Annotated in this window: 14 protein-coding genes; 5 read left to right on the forward strand and 9 right to left on the reverse strand. The window is 70.1% G+C overall.

Annotation, left to right across the window (positions count from 1 at the left end):
* Nucleotides 1-209: 209 nt before the first annotated feature.
* Complete coding sequence (locus ABGB18_RS01100; RefSeq protein WP_347693357.1) at nucleotides 210-452, reverse strand: hypothetical protein; 243 nt, start codon at nucleotides 450-452, stop codon at nucleotides 210-212.
* A 232-nt stretch (nucleotides 453-684) separates the two neighbouring features.
* Between ABGB18_RS01100 and ABGB18_RS01105 the strand changes: the two genes are divergently transcribed.
* Nucleotides 685-1,266 carry a TIGR03086 family metal-binding protein gene (locus ABGB18_RS01105; RefSeq protein ID WP_347693358.1) on the forward strand — a complete coding sequence of 194 codons (582 nt, stop codon included), beginning with the start codon at nucleotides 685-687 and terminating at the stop codon, nucleotides 1,264-1,266.
* Nucleotides 1,267-1,386: 120 nt separating this feature from the next.
* Here the strand turns inward: ABGB18_RS01105 and ABGB18_RS01110 are convergent, their stop codons facing one another.
* Both ABGB18_RS01110 and ABGB18_RS01115 read right to left on the reverse strand, forming a co-directional pair.
* The gene (locus tag ABGB18_RS01110; RefSeq protein ID WP_347693359.1) at nucleotides 1,387-2,667 is read right to left on the reverse strand and encodes an ATP-grasp domain-containing protein; all 1,281 of its coding nucleotides are present in this window, start codon (nucleotides 2,665-2,667) and stop codon (nucleotides 1,387-1,389) included.
* A gap of 149 nt (nucleotides 2,668-2,816) precedes the next feature.
* Nucleotides 2,817-3,974, reverse strand: coding sequence for an aminotransferase class V-fold PLP-dependent enzyme (locus tag ABGB18_RS01115; RefSeq protein WP_347693360.1), 1,158 nt, complete (start codon nucleotides 3,972-3,974; stop codon nucleotides 2,817-2,819).
* A 189-nt stretch (nucleotides 3,975-4,163) separates the two neighbouring features.
* Between ABGB18_RS01115 and ovoA the strand changes: the two genes are divergently transcribed.
* Nucleotides 4,164-6,533 (forward strand): 5-histidylcysteine sulfoxide synthase, encoded by a 2,370-nt coding sequence (gene ovoA / locus ABGB18_RS01120; RefSeq protein WP_347693361.1) that lies wholly within the window; start codon nucleotides 4,164-4,166, stop codon nucleotides 6,531-6,533.
* On the opposite strand, the gene ABGB18_RS01125 is transcribed toward ovoA, so the two are convergent.
* The 6 genes from ABGB18_RS01125 to ABGB18_RS01150 form a co-directional block, all read right to left on the reverse strand.
* Nucleotides 6,488-8,020: an aminotransferase class V-fold PLP-dependent enzyme gene (locus ABGB18_RS01125; protein WP_347693363.1), complete on the reverse strand. Its 1,533-nt coding sequence runs from the start codon at nucleotides 8,018-8,020 to the stop codon at nucleotides 6,488-6,490. The two genes, ovoA and ABGB18_RS01125, sit on opposite strands and share 46 nt — an antisense overlap.
* A gap of 5 nt (nucleotides 8,021-8,025) precedes the next feature.
* Nucleotides 8,026-9,765, reverse strand: a complete 1,740-nt coding sequence (locus ABGB18_RS01130) for a hypothetical protein (protein WP_347693364.1) — start codon at nucleotides 9,763-9,765, stop codon at nucleotides 8,026-8,028.
* A 203-nt stretch (nucleotides 9,766-9,968) separates the two neighbouring features.
* A complete protein-coding gene (locus ABGB18_RS01135) occupies nucleotides 9,969-11,318 on the reverse strand; it encodes an aspartate aminotransferase family protein (RefSeq protein ID WP_347693365.1) in 1,350 nt (449 codons plus the stop codon).
* Between the two features lie 46 nt (nucleotides 11,319-11,364).
* Nucleotides 11,365-12,519 carry a cytochrome P450 gene (locus ABGB18_RS01140; RefSeq protein ID WP_347693366.1) on the reverse strand — a complete coding sequence of 385 codons (1,155 nt, stop codon included), beginning with the start codon at nucleotides 12,517-12,519 and terminating at the stop codon, nucleotides 11,365-11,367.
* A 127-nt stretch (nucleotides 12,520-12,646) separates the two neighbouring features.
* Nucleotides 12,647-13,720, reverse strand: coding sequence for a hypothetical protein (locus ABGB18_RS01145; RefSeq protein ID WP_347693367.1), 1,074 nt, complete (start codon nucleotides 13,718-13,720; stop codon nucleotides 12,647-12,649).
* A gap of 37 nt (nucleotides 13,721-13,757) precedes the next feature.
* The gene (locus tag ABGB18_RS01150; protein WP_347693368.1) at nucleotides 13,758-14,981 is read right to left on the reverse strand and encodes a cytochrome P450; all 1,224 of its coding nucleotides are present in this window, start codon (nucleotides 14,979-14,981) and stop codon (nucleotides 13,758-13,760) included.
* Between the two features lie 233 nt (nucleotides 14,982-15,214).
* Between ABGB18_RS01150 and ABGB18_RS01155 the strand changes: the two genes are divergently transcribed.
* From ABGB18_RS01155 to ABGB18_RS01165, 3 genes are all read left to right on the forward strand, one after another.
* Nucleotides 15,215-17,383, forward strand: a complete 2,169-nt coding sequence (locus ABGB18_RS01155; protein ID WP_347693369.1) for a molybdopterin oxidoreductase family protein — start codon at nucleotides 15,215-15,217, stop codon at nucleotides 17,381-17,383.
* Nucleotides 17,384-17,589: 206 nt separating this feature from the next.
* Nucleotides 17,590-18,996 carry a nucleotide disphospho-sugar-binding domain-containing protein gene (locus ABGB18_RS01160; protein ID WP_347693371.1) on the forward strand — a complete coding sequence of 469 codons (1,407 nt, stop codon included), beginning with the start codon at nucleotides 17,590-17,592 and terminating at the stop codon, nucleotides 18,994-18,996.
* A gap of 115 nt (nucleotides 18,997-19,111) precedes the next feature.
* Entirely contained in the window at nucleotides 19,112-20,050 is a 939-nt protein-coding gene (locus ABGB18_RS01165; RefSeq protein ID WP_347693372.1) for an alpha/beta hydrolase, read from the forward strand.
* Nucleotides 20,051-20,057 lie beyond the last annotated feature (7 nt).

Here is a 20,057-nt window from a genome sequence, read left to right on the forward strand (position 1 = left end):
CTGCTGGCGTTGCGCCGCATCCGCGGTTAGCGCGAATTCCGCGCTGACTCTCCGGACGAACGCCGGTGAATACAGTTGGGGGACTTTCGCATCGTCGCATCGAATTCCGCGATCCGGCATCTCCCGTATTGCGGCTGAATCGCTGCCGAATATTCGGGAAACGCGTTCTCCGGCGGCCATTCCGGCCGCAGCCGCTCACCGGCTCTCCGTCACCAGCAGGCGGAGTGGGAACGGGTCAGCCGCTCGCGGCGGCGGCGCACACTCGCCGGGCAGCGCGACGACACCCGGTCCTCGCACCACCCGCCGTTGCGGACCGCCTGGTATGCGCCCGGCAGGGGCAGATACCTGGCGAACTCCAGCAGCGCCTCGGGTTCGGCCGGTGGCTGGCCGCCGTGGGCCCCGGCCAGCGACAGGGCGCAGACGTCACGACCGGCCAGGCTCCCGCCGAGCATCCCAACACGATCTCCGGCTTGACTGCGCATCGCGGGCACCCTCCCTGAAAGACGGCGGGGCGGTTCGATACGCAGGATCACACCGCCCAGGTGGCCGGGCATCTCCCAGGGTGCGAGTTCGGCGGGCGGAGGCGGCGACCCCGCCCGAGCCATATTCCGCACGCAGGAAGATGCGCGGGAGAATCGCCCGCACCACACTGTTCTGCGGAGGATTTCTAAGGAGGCGGCCTTCATGTCCTCATCGGACGACAACCTTGACCTGCTGGAACGCGCGCTCGCCCAGGTCGGCGCCCTCATCGCCGCTATCCGGCCCGAGCAGGCCGAGCTGCCCACGCCGTGCCGGTCCTGGGACGTGCGGGCGCTGGTCAACCATGTGACCGACGAGGTGCACCAGTTCGCCGTGGTGACCGCCGGCGGCAAGCGCGAGCACCTGGGGCTCGACGTCATCGGCGATGACTGGTCAGGCGCCTTCCGCGGCGTGGCGGACGAGCTGCTGGAAGTCTGGCGGCGGCCCGGCTCCCTGGACCGGTCGCAGCACCTGTCCGTCGGGGACTTTCCCCCCAGTTGGGCGGTCGGCCAGCAGATCACCGAGCTGACGGTGCACGCGTGGGACATCGCCAAGGCGACGGGTCAGCCCACCGACCTGGACCCCGAGCTGGGAGAGCTGGCCCTGGCCTGGGCCGGGGACAACCTCAGGCCGGAATACCGCGGGGACGAGTCGGAGGGATACCAGATCGGCCCCGAGGTGGAGATCAACCCGGACGCCCCCCTGTACGAGCGGCTCGCGGCCATCGGCGGACGCGACCCCCACTGACGGCCCGCCCGCACAGATCGCCCGCCCGGCCTGACCGCGTGTATCGGGCGGGGTAGGGCCCGCGGCTCCTGGGCGCGCTGGAATCGGCGCGTCCAGGGGCGGCGGGCCGTTTCGCCGTCCTCACCCGGCCACCTCGTAGAACGCCGGCCCGTCGAGGTAGTTGACCGAGGCCAGGTCGCGGGCGACCACCTCGGCCACCGGGTGCCTCAGCCCGATCACCAGCGGCCTGGCGTCGTTGCCCACCGTCCTGGACAGGAACTCGCCCGGCTGGACGTGCATGCGAGCGTCGTGGAAGCTCTCCAGCCGCCGCACCTGCTCCAGCCCGGGATAGGAACGCAGCACCCCCTCCACGGGAGGGGTGGGGAACGCCATCGCGACGTGCTGCTTGATCCGGTACGGACGGTGGTACCCGGCCAGGAACCGCTCGGGGTCGGTGTAGGCGTCAACGGTCCAGCCGAGCTGCGATTCGCCCGTCGCCAGGCACGTGTAGTACGGCACGTCGGCGCCCGCGAGCCCGATGCCGGCCTCGACCAGGCACGGCCCGTCAGGAGTGAGCACGATCTCCAGGTGGGCGGGCCCGTACCCGACCCCGAGCGCGTCGAGCACCGCGCCCGCGTAGCCGGCCAGCCGGCTGTGGACCGGGCCTTCGGCGGGGATGATCGTGCAGCCGCTCATCCGGTCGACGACCCCGTTCACCGACAGCTTGTCGCACTTCCAGACGCCGGTGATCCGATGGTGGCCCGCGCAGCTCACCGTGTCCACCGCGTACTCGGTGCCGGTCAGGTGCTCCTGGGCCACGAGCCCCTCGTCGCGGATTCCGGCGGCGTTCCGGCCGCGGGTCAGCCTGCGGTGGGCGGCGACCGACTGCTGGGGGGTGTCGCTGAACGCCACGCCGTCACCGGCCGGGCCGCGGTTCGGCTTGATCACCACCCGGCTGCCGAGGTGGTGGTGCCAGACGGCCAGCTCGTTCTCGCTGGTGACGAGCAGTTGCCGGGGGGCGCGCAGGCCGGCGGTCCTGACCGCCTCCGCCTGGGCGAACCTGTCCCGGCGGGCCCGGCTGCGCACGGTGCCGTTGGTGACCAGGCCGAGCGACTCGCTGAGCTGGTCGGCCAGCTCGACACCGGACTCCCCGCCCGTGATGACGGCGACCGGCTCGTGCTCGGCGACCGCCTCGCGGGTCCGGAGGAAGTCGCCGTGGTGGACGATGGTCTCGGAGATCGGGTCCCGGCTCATGCTCGCACGGTAGGCGGTCGGGACCTCCTCGGTGCTCTGCACCCGGACCACGCCGTAGCCGGCGTCGATGAAGCGCCGGGCCAGTCGCATCGTCGGCGCGAAGACGTCGACCATCATCAGCGTCCCGCGCGTGCTCTTCTTCCGTCCCGGGTGGGCGGTCTGCGTCATCTCGGCATCCCCTCGAACGCGCTTGAGTAGTCCTACGCGATCGACTTTGGATCCCACGCGAGCCGCAGACCAGGGGATTCGGCGGCAGCAAGCTGACGGTGGCCCGCCGCTTGCTGCCAGGGCCCCTCCCACGGCCCCGGGCCGGGCGGCTACGCCCGGCCGAGCACCGACACCACGTGTTCGACCTCTTCCGGGGTGTTGTAGATGTGCAGGCTCACCCGTACGGCGCCGCCGGGCGAGGGATGGAGCTGCTCGTCGGCCCGTACCATGATGCCGTTGGCCGCCAGGATGGAGCCCAGCTCGCCCGCGTTGACCCGGCGATGCCGGAAGGTGACGATGTTCTCGCGCGGGCACTGCCGGCAGCCCAGCAGCTCGATGTCCTCCAGCCCGCCCAGCCGGTTGGCCAGGCGGGCCGCCAGCGTCACGGTCCACGTGTGGACGTTCGGCAGGCCGGCGGCGCTCAGCCAGTTGAGTGCGGCCTCCAGGCTGACGATGCCGGTGGTGTTCGGGGTGCCGCGCCAGCCGCCCGCGACGAACTCGGGGCCGCGCTTGTTGCGCGCCCACACCGCGCCGACGCCGGGCAGCGCCATCGTCTTGTGGCCGGAGAAGACCGCGAAGTCGACGTCGAGCTCCTCCATCGACAGCGGCATGCGTCCCGCGCTCTGCGCGGCGTCCAGACAGATCGGGATGTCCGGGCCGAGGATCGAGCGGATGCGCTGGACGCCCATGTCCCCGCCGTACACGTGGTGCACGTGGGTCACGGCGGCGAACTTGGTCCTGTCGTTGATCAGGGCCGCCAGGGCGTCGTAGTCGTAGTCCCCCGACTCCTCCTCGATGGGCAGCGGGTGGACGGTGATGCTGATGCCGCGCCGCAGCAGGCGACCCTGGACCTCCAGCCAGGGCTCCAGGTTCGCCTTGTGGTCGGCGAACGGCGCGATGATCTCGTCGCCGTCCGTGAGCCTGTCCGCCAGCCAGTCCATCGCCACGGCCCGCAGGCCCTGACTGGCTCCGCTGACGAACTCCACGGTCGTGCTCTCGGGATGCGGGTCACCGAGGAACCGTTTGACCAGTTCCGCCGCCCGCTCCAGCCGGACCGTGGTGCTGTTCGCCCAGGGGTAGCCGCCTCGCCCGGTGTTGGCGTTCGAGGTCGTCAGGTAGTGCGTGACGGTGTCGAGCACCGCCTGGGGCTTCTGCGTGGTGGCCGCACTGTCCATGTAGGCCAGGTGCGGGTTGCTCGCGATGATCGGGAACTGCTCGCGCAAGGTTCCCTGCCAGTCCCGCAAGCGTTCCACGGTGTCATCTGTCATGTCCAAGGCAAGTGTCGTCATCACGGGTCCCTCATCGACGATCTCTACCAGCATCGGACGCGAATCGGCTGTGGCCACCTTCCAGACTGCTGTGTGGCGATCAGCAACATGCGAGATGCCGCTCGATCGTGAGCCTTGGAATCCTACGAGGAGCTCTGGTTCCCCCCCTCGTACGAAGAGGTGACAACGATGACGGTAACCGTGGCGGAGGAGTGGAAACGGAACCTCGCTGCCCACTCGGACAAGGGACTGGTCGGCCCCCGGGACCCATGGTGGTTCACTGGTAAACGACCCCTGCCGGGCGAGTGCCCGGGCATCGGAGAAGACGGTCAGATCACCTCGCTGCCAATGCCCGACCTGGAGGTGTGCGACCGCGAGGCGGTGCTCGACTACTTCGACAACAGCTGGACTCTCACCGAGGTGCTGTTCGCGGGCCTGCAGACGGCCGAGGCGTTCTACCGTCCGCCGGCGCACAATCTGCGCCACCCGATGATCTTCTACTACGGCCACCCGGCCGTGCTCTACGTCAACAAGCTCCGCGTCAGCGGGCTGCTCGACGACCCCGTCAACGCCTACCTGGAGCACATCCTGGAAACCGGCGTGGACGAGATGTCCTGGGATGACCTGTCCAAGAACGAGATGATCTGGCCGTCGGTGAGCGAGGTACACGCCTACCGCGCCCAGGTCTACCAGCTCGTACGCGGCATCATCGAGTCCACGCCCTTCGCGCCCGACCTGGGCCGGCCGGTCACCATGGACGACCAGGCGTGGGCTCTGGTGCTCGCCTTCGAGCACGACCGCATCCACCTGGAGACCAGTTCCGTGCTGATCCGGGAGCTGCCGATCAGGCTCGTCCGGCAGCCGGCCGCCTGGCCGGCCCCGGCACCGATGCGGCGCACCGGCTCAGCCGGCAAGCCGACGCAGGAGTCGGTTCCCGCCAACCGCATGGTGTCCATCCCCGGCAGGCAGGTGCGGCTGGGCAAGCCCCGGTCGTGGCCGTCCTTCGGCTGGGACAACGAGTACGGCTCGCGGGATCTGGACGTCGCGGGCTTCGAGGCCTCCCGCTTCCTGATCAGCAACGGCGAGTACCACCGGTTCGTGGTCGACGGCGGCTACCGCCGTCCCGAGCTGTGGTCGGAGGAGGGATGGGGCTGGCGCGCCTTCCGCAACGCCAAGTGGCCGCAGTTCTGGGTGCCCGACGGGCCGAGCGGGCTGCACCGCTATCGCCTGCGTACGACGTTCGACGAGATCGACATGCCGTGGGACTGGCCGGCCGTCGTCAACTACCACGAGGCCAAGGCGTACTGTGCCTGGCGCTCGGAGCAGGACGGACGCACCTACCGGCTGCCCAGCGAGGGCGAGTTCATGTGCCTGCGCGCGCTGCCCGACAGCCCCACGGTCGAGGACGACCCGGTCATGCGGCTGAGCGGTGCGGCGCTGCGGGAGCGGGGCGTCAACCTCAACCTCGCGTTCGGGTCGGAGACCCCGGTGGACCTCTCGCCCGCCACGGAGCACGGGGTGCACGACTCGGCGGGCAACCTGTGGACGTGGTCGGAGGACACCGCCAACCCGCTGGAGGGCTTCGCCGTCCATCCCTACTACGAGGACTTCAGCACGCCGTGCTTCGACGGCCTGCACCAGATGATCCTCGGCGGCTGCTTCATCAGCACCGGGGACGAGGCCAGCATCTGGGCCCGCTTCCACTTCCGGCCGCACTTCCTGCAGCAGACCGGGATCCGGCTGATCAGCGCTCCCGACCCGGCCGCCGCTGATGTCGAGGAAGACCAGTACAGCACCAAGGAGATGCTGGACCGCTACCTGATGCTGCACTTCGCGACCGTTCAGGAGACCTTCGGGAGCGAGGACCGGCTGCTGGCCATCGCGCACGCCTACCCGCGCCGGCTGGCGCTGCTGCTCCTGCGCGAGGCCGAGCGGCTCGGCCTCTCCCTGGAGCGGGTCCTGGACGTGGGATGTGCCGTGGGCGGCTCCAGCTTCACCCTGGCCGCCGACGGGGCCGCCGCCGGCGTGCGCCATGTCGTGGGCGCCGACCTCAGTTCGCAGTTCGTCCAGACCGCCAACAAGCTGGCGCTCGGGCAGGCGGTGCCCTACGACCGGGTCGACCAGGGCGAGGTCCGCACCCGCCTGCACGCCCGGGCCCCGCAACCGGCGGACGGCGCCCGCGTCGAGTTCATCGTCGCGGACGCCGTCACCTTGCCCGAGGAACTGGAGGGCTTCGACGCCGTCATCCTGGCCAACCTGCTCGACCGGGTCGCCGACCCGCGTGCCTGCCTGCGGCAGTTCACCGAGTCCGACCGGCTGCTGACCTCGGGCGGCCTGTTGCTGGTGGCCAGCCCGTGGTCGTGGCAGCCGGCCTACACCGCGCCGGATCTGTGGCTGGGCGCCCGTTCCCTGGCACCGACCAGCGAGTACGAGGTCAGACGGTTCCTGGGAGAGGCTTTCGACCTGGTGGCGGAGTCGGACGAGCCGGGCGTGCTGCGTGACCATCGCCGTCACTACGAGTACTTCAGCGCCGACGTCTCTCTGTGGCGCAAGCGCTGAACCGCTGCCCTTCGATGCCCGGCCCCGCGCGTCACCGACCGGCCCGCCTGACGGACGATCTGCATCGCCTCGTCCAGGTGGGCCCGGTGCGTGCGGTGGTTGAGCACGCACATCCGCAGCATGAACCGGTCGCGGATGCGCACGCTCGTCAGGGCCACGCGGCCGCCGGCGTTGATGGTGTCCAGCAGCCGCTGGTTCACCTGGTCGCCGCCGGAGGTGTGGAAGTTCAGCACCGTCAGGTCCGGGGTCAGCGACTCGAACAGCGGGATGTCCCCCAGTTCCCGATGCGCCAGTTCGGCGAGGTCGAGCTTCTCGTCCAGCGTCGCGCGGAAGGCCTCGACACCGTACAGGTGCAGGGGAAGCCACAGCCGCAGCCCCCGGAAGGGACGGCTCATCTCCGTGCCCAGATCGGCGAAGTTCGGCAGCCTGGAGTCCAGGTGCAGGTCCTGCAGGTAGTCGGCGTCGGCCTCCTGGGCCGCCGCGAGCTGGCGCAGGTCGCGCACCAGCAGGACGCCCGTGCTGTAGGGCAGGAACAGCGACTTGTGCGGGTCGAGGGCGATCGAGTCGGCCCGTTCGATGCCGACCAGCTTGGCCTTGCCCCGCTCCGTGAGCTGGAAGGCCCCGCCGTAGGCGGCGTCCACGTGGAACCACACCTGGTGCCGCCTGGCGATGGTGGCCAGGTCGGCCAGCGGGTCGATGGTGCCCGTGCTGGTCGTGCCGGCCGTGCCGACGAGGAGGAACGGCCGGCGGCCCTTGGCGCGGTCGGCCGCGATCATCTCCTCCACCGCACCGGGATCCATCCGCAGTTCGGCGTCGGTCGGCACGACGCGCACCTGGTCCGGCGAGAAGCCGGCGATCCGCGCGGCCTTGGCCACGCTGTGGTGCGTGTGCTCGGTGACGTAGATGGTCCCGGTGTTCGGCGGCCCGCCGAGCACGTCCTGGCGCGCGGCCAGGAGCGCGGACAGGGTCCCGGTGGAGGCGCCGGTCGTGAGCAGGCCGCCGGCCGTGGTCGGCAGCCCGAACACGCCGGCCAGCCACCGGATCACCCCGTGCTCCATGGCCACGAGCGCGGGCGCCATGGCGCCCGAGCCCGTGTACCGGTTGACGGTGGCCGAGAGCAGCTCGGCCACGGCCGAGGCGAACAGGCCGCCGCCGGGGAAGTAGGCGTAGCAGCCGGGACCGGCGGTGTCCACCGCCCGCTCGGCGGCCTCGCGGAACGTCACGAGGAGCTGGTCGAAGTCTCCGGGCTGCTCGCTCGGCGGCGAGAGCAGGTGTGCCAGCATGTCGTCGGGGACGGTCGCGTCGTTGGTCTGGGTCTCGTTGAGCGAGCCGATGAAGTCGGACACGAACGTGGTGGCCGAGGACATCATCGCCGTCAGCTCGTCCCGGTTCGGCTCCAGGGGGTGCTTGTTCGCAACGGGGAGCCGCAGCTCCAGGGGCTGCGCCCGCTCGGCGGGCGACTGCGGCTGCAGGGGCGACAACGTCATGCCGTTCACTCCCCGACCTGCACGTTGGTCCGCGCGGCAGGGTGCGTCGGCTCCAGCGGGGGCAGGTCCATGGCGTGCATCCGGCCGGCGGTGAGCACAGGCCGCAGCCAGTCGGAGGGGTCCAGCGGGATCAGCGAGTGGCGCAGCCTGCGCGTGGCCTCGACGGTGGTCGCCCGCGCCGTGGTGTCGGAGCCGGTGGCGGTGACGATCTTCTCGATCCGCTCGGCGCCGAAGTTGATCGGCAGCGCCTGGCTGAACTCCGTGGCGCTGACGTGCAGCCAGCTCCGCGTGTCCGAGTAGATCCCGTCGGCGAGCTCCCTGATGGCGTCGTCGTGCCCGACGCCCGCCTTCCTGGCCTCCCAGTAGCCCAGCACCCGGCTGGCGTGCCCGATCATGCCGGTCATGGCGCCACCGCTGGTCAGGAAGTGCCCGTTGCCGAACGAGTCGCCGGCCACCACGCCGTTGGGGGCCACCAGCGCGTCCGCGCCGATCCGCTCGACCAGGCTGAACAGCTTCGGCCCGTACGTCATCGCGGTCCGCTCCAGCTTCTGCTTGGGCATCTCCAGGATCGCGGAGACCTGCTCGAGGTAGTAGTCGCGCAGCATGTGCCGGTAGGCGGCGTAGTACTCCACCGACTCCCGGTCGGTGCCCGGCGGCACCTGGCCGGCCTCGATCGGGTCGAAGACCTTGAAGTCAGGCACCTGGACGAGGACCCAGCCCACGGCGGGGTCGCCTTCGTGCCCGACCGCGATCTGCCGCACCCAGTACTCGTTGCCCTCCTCGTCGAATTCCGAGGCGATGCGCCGGCGCAGGCGGCCGTCGACGAGCACGCCCATCAGCCCGGCGAGGTAGTCGGCCTGGGCCACCACCGGCCCCTTTCCGTCGTTGTGGTCGACGCATACGTCCTCCTGCTTGAATCCCAGCCGATCGGCGTCGGCGCTGGTGAATCCCTGGGCGATCATGAACAGCTTCGGCACGCCGAGGTCGATCAGGTCGGTGCCCGGCGCGCGGACGCGGTGGAACTTCCCCCTGAAGTCCAGCTGGCGCAGCTCTTCGATGAGGATCTGCTTGCTGCCGTCGGGACGCTCGATCCAGCCGTCCTCGGCGACGCGGTGGTTGGTGAAGAGGCGGACCCGCGGCTGCAGGCCCCTCTCCAGGTCCTGCTCCTCGATCAGCTCGAGATAACGGCGCAGCAGCATCAGGAGCTGGAAGGCGCCGGTCTGGAAGGTGGAGGGGCTGTCGAGCACTTCGACCATGTTCCGGCCGATCCGTGTGGCGTCCGGCTTGTCCGGCGCCTCGGGCGCGTCCACCAGGGTGATGATCCGGTTCGGCGCGCCGTCCTTCCACCGGTCGTCGATGAACTCGGTGTGGTGGACGACACCGCCGATGCGGGTGTCGGTGAAGCCGGAGATCAGCTCGTCCGTCGCGACCGGGCCGGCGGGCCAGTCGGGCCGGTAGAGGCTCTCCGCGAGGCGGAGGATGGTCCCGTTGCCGCGGCGCGGCAGCCGGTCCTCGCCGTAACGCTCCTCCATGAGCTGGTCGATGTGGCCGAGGTGGTGGTAGAGCTCCTCACGGATGTTCCAGTGCACGCCCAGCGAGGGCTCGCCGCGCATGTCCACGCCCACGGCCCGGTGGCCCATGGCCACGGTCCAGAGCATGGCCACCATGTTCGTGGCGCCCATGCCGAGCGCCAGGAAGTCCGGGTTGCGCACATCCTCCGCGTCGTACGTGTCGGTTCGATTCATTTCCGTTTCCTCGGGGTCGGGAATTCGCTTCCGTCAATTCGATGGTGCTTTTTCGACGGCCCCGGCGACAGAATTATCGGCGACATGAAGCTGCACGCGCCCGCCCGCTTCCTGCAATGCGCGGGAGGTTGGCCCGGCATGCGAAAAGGGCACCTCGGGGCGTGAATGACGCCCGGAGATGCCCTTTTGCGGGTGCGGCGGGGTTATGCGCCGCGGGACAGCACCTCGACGATCGCGGTGCTCGTCCGCCGCACTTCCTCCTCGTTCATGACCAGCGGGGGAGACAGGATGATGTTGTGCGCGTACGGGCGGGAGATCACGCCGTGCTCGTCGCGGATCCGCGCGGTCAGCCCGAACACGTCGGGGAACGGCATCGGCTCGCGCGTGCCCCGGTCGGCCACCATCTCGATGGCGGCCGCGGCGCCCTCGACGCGGACGTCGCCGACGGTGGGCACCTCGGCCAGCGGCGCGAGGCCGGCCTTGAACCAGTCGCCGATGGACAGCGCGTTCTCGGCCAGGTTCTCCCGCTCCATGATGTCCAGGTTGGCCAGGGCCACCGCGGCGCCGACCGGATGGCCGCTGAAGGTGTAGCCGTGGAAGAAGCCCATGTCCTGGATGATCGTGTCACCGATGTCGTCGCGCAGCAGCACCGCGCCGTAGGAGAAGTAGCCGCTGGTGATGCCCTTGGCCGTGGTGATGATGTCCGGTTCCATGAACCGCTGCGCAGAGTCGAACCAGGCGCCCGTGCGGCCGAACGCGGTGATCACCTCGTCGGCGATCAGCAGGATGCCGTGCCGGTCGAGCACCTGGCGCACCCGTGGCCAGTAGTCCATCGGCGGTGTGAGCACGCCGCCTCCGCCCATGACCGGCTCCCCGATCATGGCGGCCACGTTGCCGGGGCCGAGCCGCTCGATGGTCTGTTCCAGCTCCTCGATGAGGAAGTCGGTCGGGTCCCGGTCGCCGTACAGCTCGGCCGCGCGGTACAGGTAGGGCGGCGAGACCTTCTCCACGTGCGGCAGGTTGGGGCCGACACCCAGTTGCATCGGCGGGAAGCCGGTCAGGGTGCCCGAGCCGTAGTTGGCGCCGTGGTAGCCGTAGTAGCGGGAGATGATCCAGGTGCGGTCGGGCTCGCCCCGCCGGACGTGATAGAGCCGCGCCGCCTTGATGGCGGTCTCCACGCTCTCCGAGCCGCCGCTGGTGAAGAACACCTTGTTGAGGTCGCCGGGCGAGAGCTCGGCCAGGCGGACGGCCAGCTCGATCGCCTTGTCGTTGCCGAACTCCTGGTAGGCGGTGAAATACTCAAGCCGTTCCATCTGCCTGGCAGCGGCCTCGGCGAGCTCGCGCCGGCCGTGCCCGACATGGGAGTGCCACAGCCCGCCGCCGGTCGCGTCCAGCAACTCGTTGCCGGCGGCGTCCCAGACGGTGGAGCCCTTGCCACGGACGATCACGATGCGGTCGGAGATGGCCGCCGACTGCAGGGGATGAATGACGTGCCGCCGGTCCAGGTCTTCCAGTTCGGTCGACGTTGACGGGCGTACCGATGTAATTGTCACGAAGCCTTTCCTCTCCAGGAAATACGTGAATTCCTGCCCGTGCGCGTTACCAGGTGACCGGGAACGACAATAGGCGCGGTACGGTGAAATCGAAGTACCAGGGGACCTGATTGGGCGGGACCGCCGGCGCGAGCGTGGGAAAGCGCTCGACCAGCGTGCGAAATGCGATGCCCAGCTCCAGACGGGCCAGATTGTGCCCCATGCAGTGATGGATTCCGTAGCTGAAGGCCAGGTGGTTCGTCGGCGGCCGGGTGATGTCCAGCTCGCCGGGATGCGAGGTCACGCTGGGGTCGAGGTTGGCGCCGGCGAAGCTGATGAGGATGCCGTCACCCGCCTGGATGAGGGTGCCGCCGATCTCCACGTCGTCGGTCGCGACCCGGGAGAGCGACTCCACCAGGGACACGTACCGCAGGATCTCCTCCACCGCGCCGGGGACCAGCTCCGGGTCCGCGCACAGCGCGGCGTACTGGCCGGGCGCGCTCAGCAGGGCGAGCGTGCCGAGCGCGATGGTGCTGGTCGAGGTGACGGTGCCGGCGATCAGGATGGCCGAGGCGAACTGGATCAGCTCTTCGAGGTCGAGCTCGCCCGACCGCACCGGGCCGGCGATCAGGTCGTCGAGCAGGCCGTCGCCGGGATTGCCGCGGCCCTTGGCCTCGATGAGGTGCTCCAGGTAGCCGTTGAGCTCCTCCATGGCCTGGCCCGCGCGCTCAGTGTCGAACAGGTCCCTGGCGGGCCCCTCGAACCGCCCGCGGTCCTCGTACGGGACGCCGAGGAAGGCGCAGACCACCATCATGGGCACCGGCACGGCGAAATCGAACAGCAGGTCCGCCGGCGGCCCCTGCTGCAGCATCACCTCCAGGCGGCCGTCGACGATGCGCTGTATCTCGGCCCGATGGGCGGCCACACGCCGGGCGGTGAAATGGGGCAGCAGCAGCCGGCGCTGCCGGGTGTGCTCGGGCGGGTCCACGCCGAACAGCGCGCCGGCGAATCCGCCCTCTTCCTCCCTGGCCATCTCGCGGGTGGCCCGCATGTGCAGATGCCGCTCGTCCAGCACCGGATAGTTCGGATAGTGGGCCAGGCTGGACATCCGCTTGTCGGCCAGCAGCAGGCGCGCCTCCTCGGGTCCGGTCACCAGCCAGGCCGAACGGCCGTCGTACAGGCGTACCTTGGTGATCGGGTCTCCCGCGCGGAGTCCGGTCATGCCGGAGGACGGCCGGTACGGGCACTCTCGGGGAAGGGGATAACCGGGCAGATCCGAGGCGCTTCGCGCCGGAGACTTCCCTGCTGTCACGGTCATGGCAACCTCTGATCCAGCTCGGAAACGGTATCTATCTCCGCACGACCGCTTGGAAGCCGACGTGGGCGTAGTAGTCGGCGATCGCGTGGAAGGACTCCTTCGGCTCCCACCGGTAGTCGGAGGCCGGGTCGGAGAAGTCGTCGCGAATGGTCTTGACGATGCACATGCTCGCCGTGTCCAGGTCGTAGCGGGGGTCGTCCGAGTGCGGGTGGGTGGGGTGGATGAGCTCCGACACGGCCACACCGTGAACCCCGGCCTCCTCGAAGGTGTCGAACATCTTCAGGTGGTAGGCGGCCTGGGCGCTCTCGTCGCGCGCGTAGCCGTCGATGACCGTGGGCACGGCCCCGCTGCGGTCCACGACGTCCCAGAAGAAGAACGCCTTGTCCTCGGCGCCCTGATAGGTCGCGGTCCCGAACTCGGCGATCAGGATCGGCTTGTCCCAGCGGCGGTAGTCGTTCACCAGGGCCAGGTGGTCCTGCCTGCTGAGCGGGGCGGGCAGGTACTGGTACATGAGGCCGATGTAGTCGAAGGGCTCCCAGTCGACGTCCTCGAACGGCGCGGAGGAGTAGCTGATCCCGTCGTTGAAGATGCCGCGGACGACCGAGGCGGCTTTGCTCAGGAACTCGTTGAGCCGGGGCGTCGACTCCGCCATGTCGACCCGCGCGGTGGGGGTGAGCAGCCGGTGCTCGGCATCGGCGTACACGTTCGCCATCCGCTCGTGGTACTGGTCGCCCGGGGCGATGTCCGGGGTGAAGATCAGGTGCACCGCGCCGACGGTCAGGTTGATGTCGGCGCCCTGCCGCCGCAGCGACTCGGCCAGGTGCGCGGCCTCGGCGAGGTGGTCCAGGACCTCCTGCTGCGGCCGGTCCACCAGCCGGGGCTGGAGCCACACGTGCAGATCGCGCTCCACCGCGGCGGTCGCGGTCACGGCCAGCCGGTTCAGGTCGCTGCCGTAGATCGTGACAGAGTTGGCGTTGAGCTGGTCGCTGATCAGGCTCAGCTCCGCCAGCATGGCGTCGGTGCTCCACGCCGTACGCGACAGCGAACCCTGACCGGTCGCGAAGTTCGTACCGGTGTCGTAGGCGACACCGAGTAGTTGTGGCATGCTGCTCACCTTTCTCCCGTGAACGCGCGGGCGGCCGCTACCAGACCACCGGGAACTCGAAGAGCCGCTGCAGGGTTCCGTCGTTGTTGTTGCTCCGCAACTGCTCCGTGGGCACGGCGGACCGCAGGCCGGGCATGCGCTCCACCAGCGTCCGGAACGACACCTCCAGCTCCAGACGGGCCAGGTTGTCACCCGGGCACCGGTGGATGCCGTGGCTGAAGGAGAAGCTGGGGCGGGGCGGCCGGCGGATGTCGAAGACGTCGGGGTCGGACACCAGCGCCGGGTCGAAGTTCACCCCGGCGCAACTGATGAGGATGCCCTCGCCCGCCTTGATCTCGCCGCCGTCGAGGTCGATGTCGTCGGTCGCGACCCGGGCGAACGCCTCCACCAGGGACACGTACCGCAGGATCTCCTCCACCGCGCCGCCCACCAGGTCGGGGTCGTCGCGCAGCGCCTCCCACTGTCCCGGGGTGTCCAGCAGTGCCAGCGTGCCCAGCGAGATCACGTTCGTGGTGGTGTCGGTGCCCGCGACCAGCATGGCCATCGCGATGTGGACCAGCTCGTCCCGGGTGATCGTGCCCTTGTGCAACTGCACGATCAGGTCGTCGATCAGACCGATCAGGCCGGCGCCCGGGTTGTCCTCTTTCCGCTGGATCAGCCCGTCGAGGTACACGCCCAGCTCCGCCGTGGCCTCCTCGGCCAGCTCCGGCACGAACAGCTTGCGGGCCGGCGTCTCGAACTCCTCGTTCTCCTCGTACGGCACGCCGAGCAGCAGGCTCATCACCATCGACGGCACCGGCTGGGCGAACAGGGTCACCAGGTCGGCGGGCGGTCCCTGGCGCATCATGTCGTCGAGCTTCTCGTCCACGATGCGCTGGATGTCGTCGCGCAGCTTCGCGGTCTGCCGCAGGGAGAAGCGCGGCATGATCATCTGCCGCTGCTTGGTGTGCTCCGGCGGGTCCACCCCGAACAGGACGTCGGCGTACCCGCTGTCCACGACCTTCTCGAACTCCTCGTTGAGCAGCGGGTAGTTCCCGTGGTAGGGGCGGATGGACACCCTGCGGTAGTCGGAGAGCACGGCACGCGCCTGCGCCGCGCCGGTCACCAGCCATGGCGTACGGCCGTTGTAGAGCTTGACCCTGGTCATCGGGCCCTCGTCGCGCAGGTCCACGTGCTCCGAGGACGGCCGGTACGGGCACTCCGACGGACGCGGGATCGGAAATTCCGGCAGTTCACCCGAGCGCGGCGGTGTGATGGTCATGGATGGCCCCTAACTGCGGAAATGGAGCTCGGGAATGGGAGTACGGCACCGTTCGTCCGATGTCCGGGGTGCTCCTGCGGGTATCCTCATCCGGCCCGCCGTCTGACGCATCTTCTCGATTGCGGGGTGGCCCCGGCCACCTGCGCGGCCGGATCGACAAGCGCACTCTCGGAGATCCCGCCGGTCAGGGCCCGAAGCCATGATGAGCTTCGAGGCCGACCGTCAGGAGCATCATGAGAACCGCCTACCGGACCTGCCCGATCTGCGACGCCGTCTGCGGCCTTCGACTCACCCTGACCGACGCGGGGCGCGTGACATCGGTGAAGGGGGACGCGGAGGACCCGTTCTCCAAGGGGTACATCTGCCCCAAGGGCGCGAGCCTGGGCCGGCTGGACGAGGATCCCGACCGGCTGCGCCGCCCGATGATCCGGGAGGGCGACCGCTGGCGCGAGGCCACCTGGGAGGAGGCCTTCCAGGCGGTGGACCGGGGGCTGACGAGGGTGGCCGAGACATACGGCCGCGACGCGGTGGCCGTCTACTTCGGCAACCCCACGTACCACACGATGGCCGGCTTCATGTACCGCGAGGCCATGACGCGGACGCTGAACAGCAGGAACACCTACTCGGCGAGCACGATCGACCAGATGCCCAAACACGTCTCGACGGGCTTCATGTTCGGTGACCCGTTCGCCATCGCCGTGCCCGACGTGGACCGCACCGACTACCTGCTGGTCATCGGCGCCAACCCGCTGGAGTCGCACGGCTCGCTGTGTGCCGCCCCCGACTTCCCCGCCCGGCTGAAGGCGCTGCGCGAACGCGGCGGGAAGGTCGTGGTCGTCGATCCGCGCCGCACCCGCACCGCGGCCTTCGCCGACGAGCACCTGTTCGTCAGGCCGGGCACCGACGCCTACCTGCTGTTCGGGATCGTCCACACCCTGCTCGACGAGGACCTCACCACGATCGACGTGGACGTGAACGGACTGGAGGAGCTGCGGGACCTGGCCGCCGAGTTCACCCCGGACGAGGTGGCGCGCGTGTGCGGGGTCCCGGCGGAGCAGGTCGTGCGGCTGGCCCGCGAGCTCGCGGCGGCACCGACGGCGGCCGTCTACACGCGCATCGGCACCTCCACGGCCGAGTTCGGCACGCTCGCGCAGTGGCTGGTGGACGTGGTCAACATCCTGACCGGCAACTTCGACCGGCCCGGCGGCGTGATGTTCACCAGGACGGCGGCGCTGGAGATCTTCCGCACCGGGCAGCCGTTCGACACCGGACGCTGGCACAGCCGCGTCCGCGGCCTGCCCGAGGTGCTCGGCGAGGTGCCCGTCGCGACGCTGGCCGACGAGATCGAGACGCCCGGGACGGGCCAGGTCAGGGCGCTGGTGTCGATCGCGGGCAACCTGGTGCTCTCGGCGCCGAACGGCCCGCGGCTGGACCGGGCGCTGCCGGGGCTGGACTTCATGGTGTGCGTGGACCCGTACCTGAACGAGACGACCAGGCACGCCGACGTCATCCTGCCGCCGCCGCGCATCACGCAGATGCCGCACTACGACTTCCTGCTGCTCATCGTCACCGTGCGCAACTACACCAGGTTCTCGCCGCAGATCCTGCCGCTGGAGCCGGGGCAGCTCTCCGAGGCGGAGATCATGGCCAAGCTCACGCTCATCCTGGCGGGCCAGGGCCCGGACGCCGCCCCGGCCGCGCTCGACGACATGATCCTGGAGCAGATCCTGCGTGGCGCCACCGAGGCCCCGGACTCCCCGTACGCCGGCCAGGACGTGGCCGAGCTGCGCGCCGGGCTGGACGGCGACAGCGGCCCCGAGCTGCTGCTCGACGCGATGCTCAAACTCGGGCCCTACGACCTGTCCCTGGCCACGCTGCGCGCGAACCCGCACGGCATCGACCTCGGGCCGCTGGAGCCGCGGCTGAAGGAGCTGCTCATCACCCCCTCCGGCCGGGTCGAGCTGACCCCGCCCAAGATCGTGGCGGACGTGTTGCGGCTGTGCGAGCACTTCGCCGGGCCGGGGCCGGAGTTCCTGCTGATCGGGCGCCGCCAGCTACGCTCCAACAACAGCTGGCTGCACAACACCCCGTCCCTGGTCGGCGGCAGCAACCGGTGCGTGCTGCACGTCAACCCCGCCGACGTCGCGCGGCTCGGCCTGGGGGAGACCGCGGTGGTCCGCTCGGCCGCGGGCGAGCTCACGGTGCCCGTGGAGGCGACGGACCAGGTCATGCCCGGCGTGGTGAGCCTGCCCCACGGCTGGGGCCACCAGGGCAGCGGTCAGCGGGTGGCCGCCGCCCACCCCGGGGTCAACGCCAACGCCCTGACCGACGAGTCGCTCGTGGACGCCCTGTCCGGCAACGCCGTCTTCAACGGCGTCCCGATCACGATCCACCCCGCTTGAGAACCGCCGCGGCCCTCCGGGCACCCGCCTTCACCTCGGCATACGGCAATCCACGAGATGTGCCGCCAGGCCCGGTGCGAGAGCCTGGAGCGGAGAAATGTCACACGTGCCCGGTTGACCGCTCGCGGACAGTTCTCAGGCCCGGTGCCGCAGACGGCAGATCTGCGCCGGACCACACAGGGAAGATCCTTTCCAAGGGGTGACCTATGCGAGTGCTGTTCACCGTCTACCCGTCGCATGCCCACTTCTGGCCGATCGTGCCGACCGCGTGGGCCCTGCAGAGCGCGGGCCACGAGGTACGTGTCGCGTCCCATGCCCGGTTCACCGATTCGATCAGGGCAGCGGGCCTGACCCCGGTGGCGCTCGGCGACGCGTCGATCGACGAGGCGCGGATGCGGCCGGACGCCAAGGCCCCGGCGCGGCCGGAGGAGGTGCTGCGCTACGCCGACGTGCTCAAGCTCGACGACGAGGAGCGCGAGCACTGGATCGCCTACTACCAGTGGCTGCTCAACCCGATCTCCGACTACGTCCGGGTCGACCTCCCCTACGCCGCCGAGCTGATCGGCTTCGCCCGGGCCTGGCAGCCGGACCTGGTGGTCTGGGACCCCACGTTCGGGTGCGGAGCGGTGGCGGCCCGCGTCAGCGGCGCCGCGCACGCCCGCTTCCTGCTCGGCCCCGACTACCTGGCCTGGAGCATGGACCGGCTGGCCGAGCGCGGGGACGACGTCAGGGCGGCGGGCCTGCCCGAGCACCCGCACGCCGACCTGGTGCGGCCGCTGGCCGAGCAGTACGGCACGGAGGCCGACCGCGAGCTGCTGTACGGCCAGTGGTCGCTCGACCCCATGCCGCCGGGCCTGCGGCTGCCGACCAGCACGATCAAGCTGCCCATGCGGTACGTGCCGTTCACCGGCGTGGACGTGCTGCCCGAGTGGCTCTACGCGAAGCCGGAGCGGCCACGGGTGGCGCTGACGCTCGGCGAGTCCACCCGCAGGTTCATCAAGGGTGACTGGGGCCGCTCCCCGAAGATCCTCGAAGCGGTCGCCGACCTGGACGTCGAGGTGATCGCCACGCTGAACAACCTGCAGCTGGAGGGCATCGAGAACGTCCCTGACAACGTCCGGATCATCGAATGGGTGACCCTGACCAACCTGCTCCCCACCTGTTCGGCGATCATCCACCACGGCGGGATCGGCACCTTCGCCGCGGCGTGCGCGGCCAAGGTGCCGCAGATCGTCTGCGACACCGGCGAGACCCTCATGATGCGCCCGGTCGAGGTCGATCCGCGCACCATGGAGGACGGCACCTACCGCGTCGGCTTCGAGTTCGGGGTCAACGAGGAGGTCGTCGAGACGGTCACCACCTGGGAGCTGCCGAACAAGAAGCTCGAGGCGACCCCGACGTCCAGCTACGTGATCAGCCGGGGCGCCGGCGCCAGGCTGAACCACGTGACGCAGTCGGTCGACGACATCCGCAAACTGGTCAACCAGGTGGTGACCGAGCCGTCCTACCAGGTCGGCGCGCAGGCCGTCTACGACGAGTGGCTGTCCCTGCCCAGCCCGGCCGACATCGTCGCCTCGCTGGAGAGGCTGACCGCGCAGCACCGCCGTCGCTGAGCGCGACGCGCCGTGGCCACGCACCCGCGGCCGCCTGGGGGTGCGCAGAAGACGAGCTCCTGGCAAGCCCGCCTGCCAGGAGCTCCGCTCGATGGCGCGGGCACCTGGAGGACAGATGCACGCACACACGAGCGGCAAGCTCGCCCTGCCGGGCGTGAGCCTCTACTACGAGGTGCGCGGGGCGGGTCCGGCCCTGCTGATCATTCCCAGCGGGAACGGCGACGCCACGCCGTTCGGCCCGATGGCCGACGCGCTCGCCGAGCGCTACACGGTCATCACCTACGACCGGCGGGGCTTCTCCCGCAGCCCGCTCAAGGGGTCGGTGGACGACGACCTGCGGATCGAGCTGGACGCCTACGACGCCTACCGGCTGCTCGCCCACCTCGCCGAGCCCCCCGCGCACGTGTTCGGCAGCAGCTCGGGCGCCATCGTCGCGCTCGCCCTGCTGGAGCGCTACCCGAAGCAGATCCGCACCCTGGTCTGCCACGAACCGCCGCTGGCCTCCGTGCTGCCCGACGCCGAGCAGTGGCTCGCCTTCTACGCCGAGCTGTACCAGACCTACCGCAGCTCCGGTGTCGAGGAGGCGCGGGCGGTCTTCATGGAGGGCATGGGCATGAACGTCCCGACCCGGCCGCCGAAGGAGGTCGAGCTGCCTCCGGACCAGCTCGCCGCGATGCTGTCCAGGATCCGGCGCAACCACACCTTCTGGTTCGAGCACGAGATCCGGACCTACCCCGCGTACGTGCCCGACATCGCGCTGCTGCGGACCCTCTCGGACCGGCTGGTGCTGGGCAACGGGAGCATCGGGCGCGAGCACTTCCCCTACCGCCCGAACACCGTGCTGTCCGAGCGGATCGGCAAGGAGATCGTGCACTTCCCCGGGGGGCACGTCGGCTACGTGACGCACCCCTTCGAGTTCGCCGCCGACCTCGCCGGCGTGCTGACCGCCAGGGACGAACCGCTGGGCGCCGACGCGCGGGACGGGCAGCCGTCGGAGTGCGCCGCCTGCGCGGCCCGCGCGCGCGGCTCTGAGGCAGGCGTCGCGGGCGGGTGAGCGGGCG

It is taken from the genome of Nonomuraea sp. B12E4 (genome assembly GCF_039871825.1).
Lineage (GTDB): Bacteria > Actinomycetota > Actinomycetes > Streptosporangiales > Streptosporangiaceae > Nonomuraea.